The sequence below is a fragment of the Natronococcus sp. A-GB1 genome, from assembly GCF_029688845.1.
GTDB lineage: Archaea > Halobacteriota > Halobacteria > Halobacteriales > Natrialbaceae > Natronococcus.
On record NZ_JARUKW010000002.1, the window covers coordinates 150,401 to 168,395 of the forward strand.

The following is a 17,995-nucleotide window of genomic DNA, read 5'->3' on the forward strand; positions in this document are numbered from 1 at the left end:
TGCGCGCCAGTAGAATAAGGATGTAGCGACGATCGTTGCATTGGCGGCCGCTCCTCCGATCGACCTCGAGAGACGGCGACGCTACAGTGCCTCGAACTCGCGGTCGCCGTTTCGGATCGCGGCCAGCGTTTCGGCGAGCTTATCCACCGCGAGTCGCTTCTGTTCGGTTGAATCTCGCTCGCGAACGGTGACGGTCGTCTCCTCGGCCTCCACGGTCTCGTAGTCCACCGTTACACAGAACGGCGTCCCGACCTCGTCCTGGCGGCGGTAGCGCCGACCGATGTTACCCGAGTCGTCATACGTCACGGAGAGCCCCGCCTCGCGGAGGTCGTCGACGACACCGTTCGCGACGGCCTCGAGCTCGTCGTCGCTCTGCAGGGGGAAGACGCCGACGAAGGTGGGTGCGACCTCGGGATCGAGCTCGAGGTAGGTTCGTTCCTCACCGTCGACCTCGTCCTCGCTGTAGGCGTGATGGAGCACGGTGTAGACGACCCGATCGACGCCGAAGGAGGGTTCGATGACGTGGGGCGTGACGTGTTCGCCGGCGATCGTCTCCTCGTCGACCGAAAACCCGGTCTTCTCGACCGGGAGCTCGTGGCTCTCGTCCTCGAGTTCGACCTCGACGGTCTTGCCCTCGAACGCCGAACGGTCCCGTTCGGCCAGCGTCTCGAGTTCGCTGACGACGTCCCCCGCCGCGCCGCCGAACTCCGGTCCCAGGTAGCTCATGTCGGGATCGACGGTCGCCCGTTCGACGGTCTTTGGCTCGTCGTACTGTTTGAAGATCGTAAAGCGGTCCTCGGAGTACTCCTCGTGTTTCGAGAGGTCGTAGTCGGTCCGGTTGGCGAAGCCGGCCATCTCGATCCAGTTTCCATCAATTTCACTCTCTGCGTCCCAGCAGTCCGCCGCGTAGTGGGCCCGCTCGCCCGAGAGGTGTTGGCGGAACCGAAACCGGTCCATGTCGACGCCGACAGCTTCGTACCAGGGTTTGGCGACCCCGAGGAAGTACGCGACCCACTCGTCGGCGATGACGCCCTCTTCGACCGCTTCGCCGATCGTCGTCTCGATCTCCGACCCGTTTTCGTCGTTCTGTTCGCCGACGGGGTAGAGACGAACTTCGACGTCCTCGACGCGCTCGAGGGGCGGTTCGTCGGTCTCGGGATCGACGAAGTACTCGAGTTCGGCCTGGGTGAACTCGCGCGTCCGAATAATGGATCGGCGCGGACTGATCTCGTTGCGGTAGGCGCGACCGATCTGGGTGACGCCGAACGGCAGCTGGTTGCGGGCGTACTCCTTCAGGCGTGGGAACTCGACGAAGATCCCCTGGGCGGTCTCGGGACGTAGGTAGCCCGGCTGGGAGTCGCCGGGGCCGATGTTCGTGTCGAACATCAGGTTGAACGTCTCGACGGCCTGGCCCGCCAGTCCCGCACCACAGGAGGGACAGACGAGCTCGTACTCGGCAATGACCTCCTCGACCTCCGGGATGGGGAGGCTCTCGGCGTCCTCGTAGCTCGTGTTGTCCTCGACGACGTGGTCTGCACGGTGGCTCTCACCACACTCGGGACACTCGACGAGCATGTCGTCGAACCCCTCGAGGTGACCTGAGGCCTCGAACACCGGCTCGGGCATGATCGTCGGGGCGTCGATCTCCATGTTGCCCTCCGCGACGGCGAAGCGGTCGCGCCAGGCGTCCTCGACGTTGCCCTTCAGAGATGCACCCTGCGGACCGAACGTGTAGAAGCCGCCGACGCCGCCGTAGGCGCCCGAGGACTGGAAGAAGTACCCCCGCCGCTTGGCGAGTTCGACCAGCTTCTCGCTTGTGGGCTGGTCGGTCGCGTCGGAGTCGTTCGCCTCACTCATAGAGGGCCTCCAGGAGGTCGACGTCTCGCACGACGCCGACGAGCTGTTCGCCCGTCACCATCGGGAGCTGTTCGATATCGTTGCTGATCATCCGCTGGGCGGTTTCCTGGATCGACGTCTGTGCCGAGACCGTCACCACGTCTTCGCTCATGAACTCCCGAACGGCGCCGTTCGGGATCTCGATGTCCCGTGTCGGCAGGTAGCGACTCCCGACGCCCTTGATCCCCTCCCAGGACCACTGGGCGTCCTGATCCGGGAAGTTGTCACCGGTCTCCTCCTCGCCCTCGACGATGCGGGCGACGTCGATGATGTCGACCTCGGTGAGGACGCCGCTCATCTCGCCGTCGTCGTCGAGTGCGACGGTGTAGGGAACGTTCGCGTAGTACAGCTCGCGCTCGGCGACCGGCAGCGGCGCACCCTCGTAGGTCGTGTTGACGTTCCCGCTCGAGTGGCCCTCGACGGTGTCGTCGGTCTCCTGGTCGCCGGTCGCGATCGCGTGGACGACGTCGGTCACCGTGACGATTCCCTCGAACTCCCCGTCGACCACGGGAATCCGGCGCTCGCCCTCGTCGAACATCAGTCGGGCGACCTCCTCGAGGGAGGTGTCGGCCGTCGTCGACGGGACGTCGTCCATCAGCATGACGAGCTGGTCCTCGTCGGGCTGTTCGATCAGGACGTCTCGGGAGACCAGGCCGCGGTACTCCATGCTGCCCCCTTCCTCCGCGACGACCGGAACTGACGAGAACGACTGTTCCTGCAGGTACTCGAGGACGTCCTCGCGAGTGCCTGGTAACTCGACGGTCACCACGTCTTCTCGAGGCGTCATCGCGTCGGCTACGTTCATTATGGTACCCGGTACGGCGAAAATGAGTATAAACCCAGTGTTTCATTTGCGGACGGGCGCGCCGACGGTGAACGGTCCGTTCCGACGCGTTTATATGTGTCAGGCATTCACATTCATGTATGATGTCATCCGATCTCACTCTCGCCGGTGACGAGACGGTCGTCGGCGCGGTCGATCCGACCGAGTTCGGCGACCGCTACGTTATCGCGGACATCTCGGTGGACGACGCGTGGCTCTCGATGCGGGCCGACGACGCGCCGACGCTGCCGTCGATGCGGTGAACCGGTCGCCCGAACTCCGGTGAGTAGCGGTTCCGTCTCCCCACAGTACTTGCACCTCAGGCGCTTGCTTTTCGATAGATGGTTGGACCGACCCCTCGGAGCGACCGGAGCGAACGATCCGGCGCCGACGACGACTCCAGGTACACGACCGCGAACTTCCTCGCCGCGCTGGTTCCGACGGCGCTGGCGCGACGGCTGCTTCGGGTCTCCGTCGAAACCGATCGGCAGGTCTACGACCGCGACGACCCCGTCGAGATCACCGTCGAGTTCAAGAACCCCCTGCCGGTGCCGATCGATATCCCGACACCCGAACAGCGCCGCTGGGGGTGGACGATCGACGGGCTCCTCGAGGCCAGCGACGAGGATCGCTACACCCGCAGTCGGCCGAGTTCCTTCTCGTTCGGCGGCGGGGAACGGAAGCGAACGTCGTTCGTCTGGAACGGTCGGTTCGAACGCCACCGCGGGGACTACCGCGAGTCGGTCGTTCCCGATCCCGATGAGTACGAGATCAGGGTCTTCGTGGCGACTCACGAGGGAAGCTTCCGACCGAGCGACAGTACGACCGTCACGATCCGTTGACAAAACCCGTTGCGTCGATTGAATGCTGATTCCGCTCGAGTACGACCGCCGACTACCCGGTGAGCATCCCGCCGGCCGGAGCCTGCGTCTCGGGTCGGCCGTCGTCGCTCGTCTGAACGCCGGTGAACTCCGGCGAGTTGTCGATCGCTCGTCGCACCTTCATACCGAACACCGTGGTCGTCGCCAGGATTGACATAATCTTACTCATTCACGAGTTAATAGTGATGTCGGCCGCTTAAGACTTTATACCACCAAAGATAGTTCTGTATGATAGTTCCCACGGGATACGTCTCACCCTATCAAACGGCGTCGAGCGGAGCGATCGAACCCAACGAGCCTACGGCTCACGGATCGGAGCACGCCTCGGAGAAGGTCGCCGGAGATCAGCGGTGGAGGTGACAGGCCGCGAAGTGAGTATCGGTACCGTACTCCGGCTGGATCTCGTAGGCCGGTCGCTCGGTCGCACAGATACTCTCGCGGGCGAACGACTCGAGCAGCAGTTCGCGGGCCTCCTCCCAGTCGTCGTGGTCCTCGTCGTGCTCCTCGCTGTCGTCGTGATCGGTCGCGACGAGATCGATCGCCTCCGTGACGATCTCGCCGGCCTCGCCATGGGGAAGGTCACCACCGAAGAACTCCTGCCGGAGCTCGCCCGCGGGCATCGGCTCGAACGTCCGACGCTTGACCGAGCGCATGAACGTTCGGGTGTGGGCCCACTCCTCGTCGGTCCACTCGTACCCCTCGGGGGCGATCAGACGCGGACACCGGGTGCGGAATCGACAGCCCGACGGCGGATTGACCGGACTGGGGACCTCGCCCTCGAGGACCCCCCGGGCGTCTCGCTCCCGAGGATCGGGGACGGGGATCGAGTCGAGCAACGCCCTCGTGTAGGGATGTTGGGGGTTCTCGAACAGCTCTTCCTTGTCGGCGAGTTCGACGATGTTGCCGAGATACATCACGGCGACCCGGTCGGAGATGTGCCGGATCACCGAGAGATCGTGGGCGATAAAGAGGTAGGTCAGCCCGAACTCTTCCTGGAGCTCTTCCATCGTGTTCAGCACCTGGGCCTGGATCGAAACGTCGAGCGCCGAGACGGGCTCGTCGCAGACGATGAACTCAGGATCGACCGACAGCGCCCGCGCGAGGTTGACCCGCTGGCGCTGCCCGCCGGAGAACGCGTGGGGGTAGCGGTTGTAGTGGTGGGGGTCGAGCCCGACCTTCTCGAGCAGTTCCTTCGCCCGCTGTTCGCGGCCCTCGCCGTCCAACATTCCGTGGGCCTGCATCGGCTCTTCGACGATCTTGCCGACCTTCATCCGCGGGTCGAGAGACGCCTGGGGATCCTGAAAGATCATCTGGATATCCGAGCGCTTCTGGCGGAGTTCCTCGCCGGTCATTTCCGCCAGGTCCTCGCCCTTGAAGTCGATCGTTCCCTCGGTCGGCTTGAGCAGCCGCAACAGCGTCCGCCCGAGCGTACTCTTTCCGCAGCCGGACTCGCCGACGAGCCCCAGGGTTTCACCCCGTCGGATCTCGAAGTCCACGTCGTCGACGGCCTTGACCCGCTGCTGGCCGACGTCGATCGGCGGGAACTGGCTCGAGTCGAACGAGATCCCGCTTAGAAGGCCCGAATCTTGGTTGAAGTACTTCTTGAGATTTCGAACGCGGACCAGCGGCTCGCTGCCGGGCTCGTTTGTCGGCCCCGACTCGGCCGGACTACTCACCGTTCTCACCTCCGGGCGTGCTCGCGGTCAGCTGTGGCTCCGTCTCGAGCGGCGGGCTCTCGTCGTAGCCGACGTCGAAGACGTCGTGTTTGACGCAGGCCGCGTTGTGCGGGTATCCGTCGGCGCGGTCGACCTCTTTGGGCTCCGGATGCACTCGCTGACAAACCTCCCTGGCGTCCGGACACCGCGGGTGGAACCGACAGCCCGACGGCGGCGAGATCGCTTCGGGCATCACACCCTCGATCGGATCGAGCTCCTCGACCGTGCGGTCGGGCCGTGGCATCGACTTCAATAGCGCCTGCGTGTAGGGATGTTTGGTGTCGTAGAACAGTTCGTCTACCGGTGCCTGCTCGATGATCTCCCCGAGATACATGACGTTGACTCGGTCGCAGATCTCCGCGACGACGCCCATATCGTGGGTGACCCAGACGAAGCTCGTGTCGTACTTCTCCTGGAGATCGTCGACGAGATCGATGATCTGGCCCTCGACGGTGACGTCCAGCGCCGTCGTCGGCTCGTCGGCGATGATGAGACTCGGCTCGCAGGCCAGCGCCATCGCGATTAGCACGCGCTGGCGCATCCCGCCCGAGAACTGGTGGGGGTACTCCTCGTAGCGCTCCTCGGGGTCGGGAATGCCGACCTCCCGGAGCATCTGGATTGCTTCCGCCTTGGCCTCCTTCCCCGAGAGATCGCGGTTGAGTTCGATGAACTCCCGGATCTGCCCGCCAACCTTGAACACGGGGTTGAGCGACTCCATCGGGTCCTGGAAGATGACGGCGATCTCGTTGCCCCGGATCCGATCTCGCACTGCCTGGTTCGAGAGCATGTCCTCGCGCTCGCGGAGTTCGCCGTCGGGGCCCTCCTCGAGGCCGAAGAGCGTCTCCCCCTTGTAGGTAATCTCGCCGGCGACGATCTCGCCGGGGTGTTCGACGAGCCGTAACAGGCTCATCGAGGCGACGCTTTTACCGGCGCCGCTCTCCCCAACGAGGCCGACGATCTCGCCCTCGTGGACCTCGAAGGAGATCCCGTCGACTGCGCGCACTGTACCAGCGTTCGTAAAGAACTGCGTCTTGAGATTCTCGACGCGAAGTAGTGGTTCGGAACTCATTGTTAGTCCTCAAGCCGTGGATCGAGAGCGTCCTGGAGACCGTCTCCGAAGAGGTTGAATCCCATAATCGTGATCATGATCGCTACTCCTGGCCAGATCGACAGCCAGACGTTCGAGTGCATGTATCCGTGGGAAGTGTTAAGCATCTCGCCCCAGTCCGGCGTCGGGGGCTGTGCCCCGAATCCGAGGAACGAGAGACCGGCGACGATGAGGATCGTCACGCCGATCTGGAGGGTCGCATAAACCATCACCGGTGCGAAGCTGTTCGGGATGACATGCCGGAGGATGATGTTTCGGTCCTTTACCCCGGCCGCCCGCGCGGCTTCGATGTAATCCATCTCGCGGACTGACAACACCTCGCTGCGGATGATCCGGGCGAACACCGGCACGAACGCGAGTCCGACGCCGACGATCGCGAACTGGACGTCCGGACTGCCGCCGCTGACGAAGACGGTAAAGACGATGATGAGGATCAGCGGTGGGATCGCGTACACCGTCTCGACGGCGCGCATCAGTGCGTCGTCGACCCAGCCGCCGTAGTAGCCGGCGACGGCCCCGACGGCCGTGCCGCCGACCAGTCCGAGAAACGTCGCGGCGATCCCGACGGTGACTGATACCTGGGCCCCGTAGACGATCCGAGTGAAGTAGTCCCGGCCGTTCGGGTCGGTACCCAGCGGGTGCGAGAGCGACCCGTCGGCGTGGAACGCGGGCGGCTGGTTCGTCTCGGCCTCGCCCGGTGCCGGCAGCCGCTCGGGGTGCTCGAAGAACGGGAGTGCCTCGGCGAAGGTAAAGTCCGACATCGTGCCGAACGTGAGCCGAGACAGATTGCCGTCGACGAGCGTGTAGGCCGTGATAGCGAGTACGAACCCGATAACGTACATCCCCCAGCGGGCGGTCGTATCCTGTTTTATTTTTCTGGCGGTGTTTCGCCACCCGGTGTCGGGTTCGACTTCCTTTTCGGCCGGTTCGGAGCCGCTTCCGATCTGTGATTCACCTACCGCCATGATTATTCACTCTCCCCGTACGTGACGCGTGGATCGATGTAGGCGTACGCGATGTCGGTGATGACGACACCGATAACGAACATCGTTGCGATGATCATCGTAATTCCCATAATAAGCTGGTAGTCGAGTTGTATGATCGCCTCGTAGAACAGCCGTCCGAGCCCGTTGATATCGAAGACGAACTCGATGAGGACGGAGCCCCCCAGCGCCGTCGAGAGGTTGAGTCCGACGATCGTAATGATCGGCAGCTGAGCGACCTGGAATGCGTGCTTCCGCATGATCGTCCGTTCGGGGACGCCGTAGGCTCGCGCGAGCTTGACGTACTCTCCCTGAAGCGACTCGATCATCTGGGTTCGTTCGACCCGCATCAGGGTTGCCATCTGGAGCGTTCCGAGCGCGATCATCGGCAACAGCAGGTGGCGTATCACTTGATAGAAGTGTTCGCCGTACCCGTCGTGGCCGTACGTCTCCGGCGACCACCACGGATAGACGAGGTCGCTGGAGGGCAGCCAACCGAGCTGAACCGCGAAGATCAGGATCAGCATGATCCCGATCCAGAACGACGGCGTACTCACGCCGAACAGCGCAACGATGCGCGAGACGTGATCGAAGGGATCGTTGCGTCGCTTGGCGGCGATAATACCGAGGGGGATCGACGTGGCGAGCGCGAACACGTACGCCGAGAGTACGAGCAGCAGGGTCGGGCCGATCCGGTTGGCGATCAGCTCAGAGACCGGCGCGTTCCGGTGGAAGCTATGGCCCATATCGCCCTGCACGAGACCCCCCATGTAGGTGAGATACCGCTCGTGTATCGGTTGGTCGAGGCCGTACTGTGCTTCGAGCCGCTCGATCGTCTCCTGATCGGCTTCCTGTCCCTGTAGCATGAGCCTGACCGGATCGCCGGGGGTCAGGTTAGCGAGAGCGAACGTAAGGATAGAGACACCGATCAGAACCGGGATCGCTTGAATGAGTCGATAGGTCGTGTAGCGAAGGAGTCCCATATATCGGGCTGTAATTGGATTATTTTTCGGGTTAGTTAATTCCTTCCGTACAAAACGGTTCGAGTACGAGAGGCAAAGGCTGGCGTGTGGCGACGTTACTCGTCGATCCAGGTGTTCTGGTACTCGGAGACGATGCGCGGGTTGTAGCTCACCGACGGATGTGCGTGGAGGTCCTGGACCTCCTCACGGGCTGCCATCGTGTTGTGTTCGGAGTAGGCCGGCAACACTGGCATGTACTCGATGATCTCCTCGGTAACGTCGATGTACAGCTCACGTCGTTCCTCCTGGTCGGCGCTCTCGCGGGCGTTCAGGATGTTGTCGTGGAACTCGCCCTGCCCCTCGTAGAAGTGCCCCTGGCCGACGCCCTCCTGGCTCTCGTGGAAGAGGTTGTAGTAGTAGACGTCGGGGTCGGGACCACCGGTCCAGCCCAGCAGGTACATCTCGTAGTCGTCGGCGTTGCCGGTCGGGTAGGTGTCGACGAGCGTCGCGAACGACATGCCCTGGACGTCGGCGCCGTATCCGATCTCGCTGAGTCGCGAGCCGATCCGCTCGGCCAGCGCCTCGCGGGGTCCACCCTCGGGTGCGATGATTCGGGGCTCCCAGTCGTCCGGAACGCCGGCCTCCTCGAGGAGTTCCTCGGCCTGATCCGGATCGTACTCGGGCATCTGCTCCTGCCAGTCGTCGACCGGGAAGTCCCAGCCACCCTCCTCGTTGGTGATCTGCGGGACCGGGCTCGAGAGCGCGTCAGCCGCGGGACCGAGGTGGTCGTCGACGAAATCCTGCATCGAGAACGAGTGACCGACCGCACGTCGCACGTCGGGATCGGTCGTTTCGCCCTCGTTACAGTTGAACGCCAGGTACATGTACGACGGGCTGCGGGAGCCGTGGATCCGGACTCCGTCGGCGCCGTCGACCTCGTCCCACTCCGTCGCGGGCACGGTGTCGATGACGTCGGTGTCGCCAGCGAGGATCTGTGCGACGCGGTTGGCGTCGTCGGGCGTTGCCTCGAACCGAATTCGTTCGATATACGGCTGCGGTTCGTCCCAGTAGTCGTCCCAGCGCTCGAGTTCGACGTACTCGCCCTCCTGGAACTCGTCGAACTGGAAGGGACCCGAACCTATCGGATCCGTGTTGAACGCGTCGGTGTCCTCCGTTCGGACCTCCTCGGGAACGACGTTGATCGCGACCGTCGAGAGCGTGAAGGGACCGTAGGGGTGTTCGAGGTTGACCTCGAGCGAGTAGTCGTCGATCGCCTCGGCCGACTCGATCATCGCGTAGGTCGCCGCGTTCTCGGTCTCCTCCTCGACCGGGGCCAGGAAGGAGTGGGCGACGTCGCTTGCAGTGACCTCGTCGCCGTTGTGGAACTCGATACCCTCCTGGATGTCGATATAGTACGTCTCGCCGTCGTCGTCCTCCTCTGGCATCCCGTCAGCGATCTTCGGCTCGACTTCGAGGCCGTCGTCCCACTCGTAGAGGCCGTCGAACACGAGGTTGACGACCTGCTGGCTGTAGGAGTCGAACGTGACGACGGGGTCGAAGTCCTCGTCGCGGTCAGCTGGCTGGAGGAACTCGAGTTGGTCGCTCCGATCCTCGTCGTCAGGCTCCTCCCCGTCGTGTTGATACTCGCTGATGTCCGCGACCTCGTCTTCTCCGTTACCGTTGCCGTTGTCGTCGTCGCCGTTCCCACCGATGCACCCTGCAACAGCCGCTGCGGAAACCGCAGCACCCGAGGCGAGCATGTGCCGTCGGGTCCATACCTGCTGATTGTTTGCCATTCTCACAGTAATGGCCGTAGCACCAAAGTATATATGTTTTGGTTCCCACTCAAAAGACGAGCGACCAATACTCGATATTATACAACAACATCCACTTGTGGACATCACTCTTGATTTTTTAAAACATCGGGGTTTATAATTACAAACTCCTGCCGGACGTAGCCGCCGGTGTTCCTCGCACGATCGGTCGGCCGCACCGAATATTTCTCCGTCGTCCGGACCGGTGTGCTTTTTCACTCGGCCGCCACAGTAGTCTCGTATGAACTATCGAGCCGCCGAACCCGCGACCGAGGACGTGGACGTCGCCAGCGCCGAGCACGAGGGTAACGAGACGACCGAACTCGACCACCGGTTCTGAGATGCGCGAGGAAGACGAACGCTACTTCCGCCGACTCGAGTCCCAGCTCGATACCGCGTTCGACGTCGCCGAACGGGCCAAAGAGCGGGGCGCCGATCCCGAACCCGAAGTCGAGATCCCGGTCGCCAAGGACATGGCCGACCGCGTCGAGAACATCCTCGGGATCGACGGTGTCGCCGAGCGCGTCCGCGAACTCGAGGGCGAGATGAGCCGCGAGGAGGCCGCTCTAGAGCTCGCAGAGGACTTTGCGGAGGGGCGAGTCGGCGACTACGAGACGAGAGCCGGCAAGGTCGAGGGGGCGGTTCGCACGGCGGTCGCCCTGCTCACGGAGGGCGTCGTCGCCGCCCCCATCGAGGGGATCGATAGGGTCGAACTGCTCGAGAACGACGACGGCACGGAGTTCGTCAACGTCTACTACGCGGGGCCGATCCGCTCGGCCGGCGGGACCGCCCAGGCCCTCTCGGTGCTCGTCGCCGACTACACGCGCGCACTCGTCGGCATCGAACAGTACGATGCTCGCAGCGAGGAGGTCGAACGCTACGCCGAGGAGATCGGCCTCTACGACAAGGAGACGGGACTACAGTACACTCCGAAGGATAAGGAGACGAAGTTCATCGCCAAACACCTCCCAATCATGCTCGACGGGGAGGCCACGGGCGACGAGGAGGTTTCCGGGTTCCGGGACTTAGAGCGCGTCGACACCAACAACGCCCGCGGCGGGATGTGTCTCGTCCTGGCCGAGGGGATCGCCCTGAAGGCCCCGAAGATCCAGCGCTACACCTCCGCGCTCGACGAGATCGACTGGCCCTGGCTCCAGGACCTCATCGACGGCAACTACGCCGACGACGCGGCCGACGCGGCGGAGGACGAAGATGATGAGGCAGACGATGAGTCCGACGGTGACGGCGAGCGCGAGACGGAGCCCGCCGACCCCGAGGGCCCCGTCCGGGCGAAGCCCTCCCAGAAGTTCCTCCGCGATCTGATCGCCGGCCGTCCCGTCTTCTCGCATCCGAGCGCCGCGGGCGGCTTCCGGCTCCGGTACGGCCGCGCGCGCAACCACGGCTTCGCGACCGGCGGGGTCCACCCCGCGACGATGCACCTCCTCGACGACTTCCTCGCGACCGGGACCCAGATCAAGACCGAGCGACCCGGTAAGGCCCACGGGATCGTCCCGGTCGACACGATCGACGGCCCGACGGTCAAACTGGCCAACGGCGACGTCCGCCGAATCGACGACCCCCAGGAGGCCCTCGAGATCAGAAACGGCGTCGAGCGGATCCTCGACGCCGGCGAGTACCTGGTCAACTACGGCGAGTTCGTCGAGAACAACCATCCCCTCTCGCCCGCATCGTACGTCTTCGAGTGGTGGATCCAGGATCTCGAGGCCGCGGGTGCGGACGTCCAGGCCCTCGAGGACGACCCCCGGATCGACCTCGAGAACCCCGAGGCCGACCGGGCCCTCGAGTGGGCAACGTCGTACGACGCGCCGCTTCACCCGCAGTACACCTACCTCTGGCACGACGTCTCCGTCGCGGAGTTCCGTAGGCTCGCCGACGCGGTCGCGAACGGTCGGATCGAACGCGCCGACAGCGGCGACGGAACGCTCGTCCTCGACCACGACGACGCCGTCCGCGAGGCCCTCGAGGCGATCATCGTCGAGCACCGCCAGCGTCCCGACGACGGCCGGATCGAGATCGACGATTGGAAACCGTTCGCGCACACGATCGGCTGCGAGCCCAGGGAAACGGTCGCCGACGGCGCGGCGGCCGACCCCGACGCTCGGGATCGACGTCCGAGCGTCGAACTCGAGCGCACCTGGAGCGACGGCGACCTCTCCGAGCGTGCCCGCACGTGGGGCCACGAGGAGGAAGGCGACAACGCCATCGAGGCGGTCAACGAGGTCGCCCCCTTCGCGGTTCGAGAGCGCGCGCCCACGCGTATCGGCAATCGGATGGGCCGTCCCGAGAAGTCGGAGCGCCGGGACCTGAGCCCGCCGGTCCACACCCTGTTCCCGATCGGCGAGGCCGGAGGTCCACAGCGCAACGTCGCGGACGCGGCCAAACACGCCGAGACGATGTCGGATACACCCGGCGTCGTCGAACTCGAGATCGGTCGCCAGCGCTGTGAGAACTGCGGAACGGAGACGTTCAAGAACCGGTGCCCGGACTGTAACGAACGGACGACGCCCGACTACCGTTGTCCCGACTGCGAGACGCAGATCGAACCTGACGAGGCGGGTCGCGTCGAGTGTGGCCGCTGTGAGGTCGAGGCCACCTGCGTCGAGCGCCGCGAGGTCGACCTCAACGAGGAGTATCGCGACGCCCTCGAGTCGGTCGGCGAGCGCGAGAACGCCTTCGAGATCCTCAAGGGCGTGAAGGGGCTGACCTCGACGACGAAAGTCCCCGAGCCCATCGAGAAGGGCGTGTTGCGGGCCAAACACGACGTCTCGTCGTTCAAGGACGGCACCGTCCGATACGACATGACCGACCTGCCCGTCACCTCCGTACGGGCCACCGAACTCGACGTCGACGTCGGCCAGCTCCAGGCGCTCGGTTACGAGACGGACATCCACGGCGACCCTCTCGTCCACGAGGACCAGCTGGTCGAGCTGAAGGTACAGGATATCGTCCTCTCGGACGGGGCCGCCGAGCACATGATGCAGACCGCCGACTTCATCGACGACCTCCTCGAGCAGTACTACGGGCTCGAGCCGTTCTACGAGCTCGAGGATCGACAGGAGCTCGTCGGCGAGCTGGTGTTCGGGATGGCGCCACACACGAGTGCGGCAACTGTCGGAAGAGTGATTGGATTCACGAGCGCTGCGGTCGGATACGCACATCCGTACTTTCACGCCGCGAAACGCCGCAATTGCTTCCACCCTGAGACAACGATTCGTTACGAAGATGAATCGGGAGTCGTCCGTGAGGAATCGATCGAGACGTTCGTCGAGTCGCGACTGACTGATCCTCGCGAAGACGATTTCGGTACGTTGATTCAGGAGTTCGACGGATCCGTCGCCGTTCCGTCGATCGATGACGACGGACGCCACGTAACCCGGTCGGTCGAAGCTGTTTCGAAACATCCCGCACCCGACCATCTGATCCGCGTCGAAACTCGCAACGGTCGGTCGTTGACGGTTACACCGGACCACACGATGGTCGTCTGGAACGACGGTCTCGAGCGGGTCGTCGCAAGCGAACTCGAGGCCGACGACGAGATTCCGACTCCGGCGGGCGCTGGCTCGACGAACGGAGCGAACTCGAGTACACGAACAGCGGGTATCGCGGACGGTAGCGGTCAGACGGTTGATATAGTGAAACGAGTCGAAATCGTTCCATCCGATGTCGAGTACACCTACTGTCTCACGGTTTCGGACACGAACACGCTCGTGGCGAACGGACTGCACACGGCGCAATGCGACGGGGACGAGGACTGCGTAATGTTGCTTATGGACGGACTCCTGAACTTTTCCCGGTCGTATCTCCCGGACAAGCGCGGCGGCAGCGTCGCGGAGGATTCGCGACTGATCGCGTTCGATCCCGACGGTAACCTGCGGTTCATGACCTTCGACGAGTTCTGGGACGAACTCGACGTCCCGATCGAGATCGACGGCAAGTTCCACAAGAAGGCCGCCGCGCTCGAGGGATGGACAACCTACGCGTTCGACGACGAGCACGAGGCGGCACCGAAGCCGATCGAGAAGGCGATCCGGTACGAGGCCGACGACGACGAGGAGCTACTACGGATCTCCACGCAGTTCGGACGCGAACTCGAGATCACGACCGATCACAGCCTCTTCCGGTACGACGACGGGATCGAGGAGATCGCCGGCTCCGACCTCGAGAAAGGAGACCTCATCGTTGCACCACAAAATCTCGGCGTAGAACCGATCGAAACGACGATCGATACGCTCAAATGCGTCGACGATCCGTACGTGTTACTCGATACCGAGCACGAGGAGTGGCTGACCGAAGTCTGGAACGACGCGGAACGCGGCGGTGATACACGCGTTGCCTTCGACGGTGGCCTCTCTTACCGGCTCTCGAAGAAGAAAGTCTGTCGTGAAACGCTCGAAGAAATCGAATCCGAACACGACGATGCCGATCTCCCCGCTGGCTGTTCGATCGGCTGGAAGGGATCGTCGGACTGCATCGATCGCCACATCGACGTCGACGAGAACTTCGCGTGGCTACTCGGGATGTTCGTCGCGGAAGGATCGCTTTCGGGAACGCGACCGGCGATCCACAACGCGGACGAGAAACTCGTCGATCGAGTTGTCGAGACGACCGAGTCCGTGCTCGGTTGCGAGCCAAGCGTTCGCTGGTCGAACAAGGCCTACGAGGTCGCATTTCCGGCCGTCTTCTTCGACGTGTTGCACGAGCTCGGTTTCGAGGACTGCGATTCGTACAACTCGAGCGAAAAGATCGTTCCCGACCGTATCCTCCGAGCCGAACGCGACGTCGTCCTCGCCTTCTTGCGCGGATTCATCGCTGGCGATGGCTCCGAATCCAGCGACGACAACTACACGTCGATCGAATTCCACACGACGAGTGAGAACGTCAAAGACGGGATCGTCTTCTGTTGTCACCGCCTCGGACTCGTCGCGAACGTCTCGCATCGCGAGCGAGATTCGTCACGACAACCGATCTATACGGTCTCCGTCTCCGGGGGTGCCTCCCGAAATCCGCTCGAGCAAATTCTCGACGGGAACGAACCGTACCAGCCGAAAAGTCTCGTCGTCTCCATTCCCGACGAACTGATGGGAATCCGTGAGATGGAGATCGAGGGGATCAAACAGCTGATTCCGAAGTATCTGAAGCGACGCGACAACATCTCGCTCGAGAAACTCGAGGAGATCATCGACGAACTCGATCGTCGCGATCTTCCGAACGAAGCCGAGACGAAACTCGAGGAAATCCGGCCGTTGGTCGACGGTGATCTCTCGTACCTTCGGATTACTGATATCAAACGCGTCGAGTACGACGGCTATCTCTACGATCTGCAGGTCGGCGGTGATCCGATCTTCACAGCGAACTGGCTCTACGCACACAACTCGATGGACGCACCGTTGGTCATGTCCTCGAGGATCGACCCTTCCGAGATCGACGACGAGGCCCACAACATCGACATCGCCTCGCAGTACCCCCGCGAGTTCTACGAGGCGACCTTAGAGCAGGCCGACCCCGGCGAGGTCGACATTCGGATCGGCGAGGACACCCTCGGCACCGACCTCGAGTACACCGGGTTCGAACACACCCACGACGTCACCGACATCGCGATGGGACCCGACCTCTCGGCGTACAAGACGCTCGGGTCGATGATGGAGAAGATGGACGCCCAGCTCGAGCTCTCCCGGAAGCTCCGGGCCGTCGACGAGACCGACGTCGCCGAACGGGTGATCGAGTACCACTTCCTGCCGGATCTGATCGGGAACCTGCGGGCCTTTTCGCGTCAGGAGACCCGCTGTCTCGACTGCGGCGAGAAGTTCCGCCGGATGCCCCTGACGGGGGACTGCCGGAAGTGTGGTGGCCGCGTCAACCTCACCGTCCACCAGGGGTCGGTCAACAAGTACATGCAGACCGCGATCCAGGTTGCTGACGAGTACGACTGCCGGGACTACACGAAACAGCGCCTCGAGGTGCTCGAGAAATCGCTCGAGAGCATCTTCGAGAACGACAAAAACAAGCAGTCCGGGATCGAGGACTTCATGTAATTTCGCGTCGTCGCTCGCCGGCCACTCTCCGTCTGGACGGATCTTATATTTACCATTAATTAGAAGGCGGAAATCAAATAGTGTGGTATGTTGACACCCTTTTATGAGCCACGATAACTGTTGTAGTGGTAGTATCGAACCCGATCCGGAGGCGCTCCCGTCGGTCGCGACCGAGCGGCGATCGTTCATCAAGGGAGTCGGTGCACTCACCGGGGGTGCTGCCCTCTCCGGTCGAGCGGCCGCCGACGACGGTGACGAGGAGAGCGACGCGGATCGCGCGGAGGAGTGTCGAAACGCGATCACGTTCATCCACGACGGAATGGGCCCGACTCAGGTCACGGGCGCCCGTTACCTGAAGGCCTACCAGGAGGACCCAGAGCAGTTCCCGCTGAACGCCGATCCGTCCGAGACGCCGCTGCACATGGACCGCCACGAGGCCCACGGGACGATGACCGTCTTCCCCGACGATCCTAACGAGGTCGTCATCGACTCGGCGGCCGGAGCGACGAGTCCGGGCGCGATCGACTGCGCCGCCTCGGCCACCGGGATCGGCGCCGGGGTCAAGACGTACAACGGCGCGATCGGCGGCATCAGGAACGAGGACGGCGAGTTCGTTCCCGTCGAGACGATCCTCGAGGCGGCCAGCGACGCGGGGCTCGCGACGGGGCTGGTGACGACCACGCGGATCACCCACGCGACGCCGGCTGCGTTCGCCGCCCACGTCCCCCACCGGTCGATGGAGGACGAGATCGCCGAACAGTACATCGACGCGGCCGACGTCGACGTCCTGTTGGGCGGCGGGAAGGCCCACTTCGACCCAGAGCAGCGCGACGACGGTCGGGATTTGCTCGGCGCCGCGGAAGAGCAGGGGTACCGGATCGTCGAGACCGACGAGGAACTCGCAGACGTGGAGGAGTCGCCCGTTCTCGGGCTCTTCACCGAGGACGACAGCCACCTGAACTACTACCTCGATCGCCAGTCCGACACGACCCAGCCGGGACTCGTCGAGATGACCGAGAAGGCGCTCGATCTCCTCTCGGAGAACGACGAGGGCTTTTTCGTCATGGTCGAGGCGGGACGGGTCGACCACTGTGGGCACAAGAACGACCCGGCGATCCTCGACGAACAGCTCGAGGGCGACCGGGCCGTCGGCGCCTGCCTCGACTTCGCGCGGGACGATGGGACGGCGCCGACGACCGTCGTGACGACCGCCGACCACGAGTGCGGCGGCTTCTCGCTCGGTCGCGACGGGATCTACAACGTCGACTACGAGATGATCGACGCGCTCCAGGCCAGTGTCACCGAGGGGATCGTACCCGCGATCGACGAGGAAGTCGAGGACGTCGAAGACCTCCAGACCGTCATGTCGGAGGTCGCGGGGATCGAACTCGAGGATGTGGATCGAAACCACTCCGACGCCGATATCTACCGAGCGATCGATCTCGGCCCGCTCTACGCCGAGGTTCCGGCGCTCCGCGACATGCTCAACAGGCAGATGTTGATCGACTTCACCTCCCACGGTCACACGGGCGTCGACGTGCCGCTGTACGCCGACGGGCCGAACGCCGAGTTCTTCGACAGAGCGCGTGACAACACCGACATCGCCGACGTGATGGCCGACGCGCTGGGGGTCAAGTGACGGGAGGCGTCCGACTCGAGCGCTTCGTCGAGCGATCGCGATTTTCGGAGCTCTGAAGACGGAGTTTCCGCCGTTCGTCACCCGGTAGCCGTTTCCCTCTCGCTCGTGATCGGATCCCGGA

12 protein-coding genes are annotated in these 17,995 nt (G+C 63.5%); 4 read left to right on the forward strand and 8 right to left on the reverse strand.

Annotation, left to right across the window (positions count from 1 at the left end; genetic code table 11):
- Positions 1 to 81 precede the first annotated feature (81 nt).
- Together glyS and QA600_RS03445 are read right to left on the reverse strand one after the other, a co-directional pair.
- The gene (gene glyS, locus QA600_RS03440) at positions 82 to 1,857 is read right to left on the reverse strand and encodes a glycine--tRNA ligase (protein ID WP_278290560.1); all 1,776 of its coding nucleotides are present in this window, start codon (positions 1,855 to 1,857) and stop codon (positions 82 to 84) included.
- Positions 1,850 to 2,701 carry a CBS domain-containing protein gene (locus QA600_RS03445; protein ID WP_278290561.1) on the reverse strand — a complete coding sequence of 284 codons (852 nt, stop codon included), beginning with the start codon at positions 2,699 to 2,701 and terminating at the stop codon, positions 1,850 to 1,852. Before QA600_RS03445 ends, glyS begins: the two co-directional genes overlap by 8 nt.
- A 119-nt stretch (positions 2,702 to 2,820) precedes the next feature.
- Between QA600_RS03445 and QA600_RS03450 the strand changes: the two genes are divergently transcribed.
- Complete coding sequence (locus QA600_RS03450) at positions 2,821 to 2,982, forward strand: hypothetical protein (RefSeq protein ID WP_278290562.1); 162 nt, start codon at positions 2,821 to 2,823, stop codon at positions 2,980 to 2,982.
- Between the two features lie 78 nt (positions 2,983 to 3,060).
- The gene (locus QA600_RS03455; RefSeq protein WP_278290563.1) at positions 3,061 to 3,561 is read left to right on the forward strand and encodes a hypothetical protein; all 501 of its coding nucleotides are present in this window, start codon (positions 3,061 to 3,063) and stop codon (positions 3,559 to 3,561) included.
- A gap of 52 nt (positions 3,562 to 3,613) precedes the next feature.
- Here QA600_RS03455 and QA600_RS03460 read toward each other — a convergent pair whose 3' ends face one another.
- From QA600_RS03460 to QA600_RS03485, 6 genes are all read right to left on the reverse strand, one after another.
- Entirely contained in the window at positions 3,614 to 3,769 is a 156-nt protein-coding gene (locus tag QA600_RS03460; RefSeq protein WP_278290564.1) for a hypothetical protein, read from the reverse strand.
- 175 nt (positions 3,770 to 3,944) lie between these two features.
- Entirely contained in the window at positions 3,945 to 5,276 is a 1,332-nt protein-coding gene (locus QA600_RS03465; protein ID WP_278290565.1) for an oligopeptide/dipeptide ABC transporter ATP-binding protein, read from the reverse strand.
- Complete coding sequence (locus QA600_RS03470; protein ID WP_278290566.1) at positions 5,269 to 6,384, reverse strand: ABC transporter ATP-binding protein; 1,116 nt, start codon at positions 6,382 to 6,384, stop codon at positions 5,269 to 5,271. The genes QA600_RS03465 and QA600_RS03470 overlap by 8 nt, the downstream gene beginning before the upstream one ends.
- A gap of 2 nt (positions 6,385 to 6,386) precedes the next feature.
- Entirely contained in the window at positions 6,387 to 7,388 is a 1,002-nt protein-coding gene (locus tag QA600_RS03475) for an ABC transporter permease (protein ID WP_278290567.1), read from the reverse strand.
- A 2-nt stretch (positions 7,389 to 7,390) separates the two neighbouring features.
- Positions 7,391 to 8,389 carry an ABC transporter permease gene (locus tag QA600_RS03480; RefSeq protein WP_278290568.1) on the reverse strand — a complete coding sequence of 333 codons (999 nt, stop codon included), beginning with the start codon at positions 8,387 to 8,389 and terminating at the stop codon, positions 7,391 to 7,393.
- A 95-nt stretch (positions 8,390 to 8,484) separates the two neighbouring features.
- The gene (locus QA600_RS03485) at positions 8,485 to 10,164 is read right to left on the reverse strand and encodes an ABC transporter substrate-binding protein (RefSeq protein WP_278290569.1); all 1,680 of its coding nucleotides are present in this window, start codon (positions 10,162 to 10,164) and stop codon (positions 8,485 to 8,487) included.
- Positions 10,165 to 10,523: 359 nt separating this feature from the next.
- Between QA600_RS03485 and QA600_RS03490 the strand changes: the two genes are divergently transcribed.
- Positions 10,524 to 16,235 (forward strand): DNA-directed DNA polymerase II large subunit, encoded by a 5,712-nt coding sequence (locus tag QA600_RS03490; RefSeq protein WP_278290570.1) that lies wholly within the window; start codon positions 10,524 to 10,526, stop codon positions 16,233 to 16,235.
- Positions 16,236 to 16,338: 103 nt separating this feature from the next.
- Positions 16,339 to 17,874 carry an alkaline phosphatase gene (locus tag QA600_RS03495; protein ID WP_278290571.1) on the forward strand — a complete coding sequence of 512 codons (1,536 nt, stop codon included), beginning with the start codon at positions 16,339 to 16,341 and terminating at the stop codon, positions 17,872 to 17,874.
- The last annotated feature ends 121 nt before the right edge of the window (positions 17,875 to 17,995 follow it).

What these genes read in the sequence shown, in the direction of transcription:
- glyS (WP_278290560.1), bottom strand. Translation starts at nt 1,857, where the DNA reads ATGAGTGAGGCGAACGACTCCGACGCGACCGACCAGCCCACAAGCGAG.
- QA600_RS03445 (WP_278290561.1), bottom strand. Translation starts at nt 2,701, where the DNA reads ATGAACGTAGCCGACGCGATGACGCCTCGAGAAGACGTGGTGACCGTC.
- QA600_RS03450 (WP_278290562.1), top strand. Translation starts at nt 2,821, where the DNA reads ATGATGTCATCCGATCTCACTCTCGCCGGTGACGAGACGGTCGTCGGC.
- QA600_RS03455 (WP_278290563.1), top strand. Translation starts at nt 3,061, where the DNA reads ATGGTTGGACCGACCCCTCGGAGCGACCGGAGCGAACGATCCGGCGCC.
- QA600_RS03460 (WP_278290564.1), bottom strand. Translation starts at nt 3,769, where the DNA reads ATGAGTAAGATTATGTCAATCCTGGCGACGACCACGGTGTTCGGTATG.
- QA600_RS03470 (WP_278290566.1), bottom strand. Translation starts at nt 6,384, where the DNA reads ATGAGTTCCGAACCACTACTTCGCGTCGAGAATCTCAAGACGCAGTTC.
- QA600_RS03475 (WP_278290567.1), bottom strand. Translation starts at nt 7,388, where the DNA reads ATGGCGGTAGGTGAATCACAGATCGGAAGCGGCTCCGAACCGGCCGAA.
- QA600_RS03480 (WP_278290568.1), bottom strand. Translation starts at nt 8,389, where the DNA reads ATGGGACTCCTTCGCTACACGACCTATCGACTCATTCAAGCGATCCCG.
- QA600_RS03485 (WP_278290569.1), bottom strand. Translation starts at nt 10,164, where the DNA reads ATGGCAAACAATCAGCAGGTATGGACCCGACGGCACATGCTCGCCTCG.
- QA600_RS03490 (WP_278290570.1), top strand. Translation starts at nt 10,524, where the DNA reads ATGCGCGAGGAAGACGAACGCTACTTCCGCCGACTCGAGTCCCAGCTC.
- QA600_RS03495 (WP_278290571.1), top strand. Translation starts at nt 16,339, where the DNA reads ATGAGCCACGATAACTGTTGTAGTGGTAGTATCGAACCCGATCCGGAG.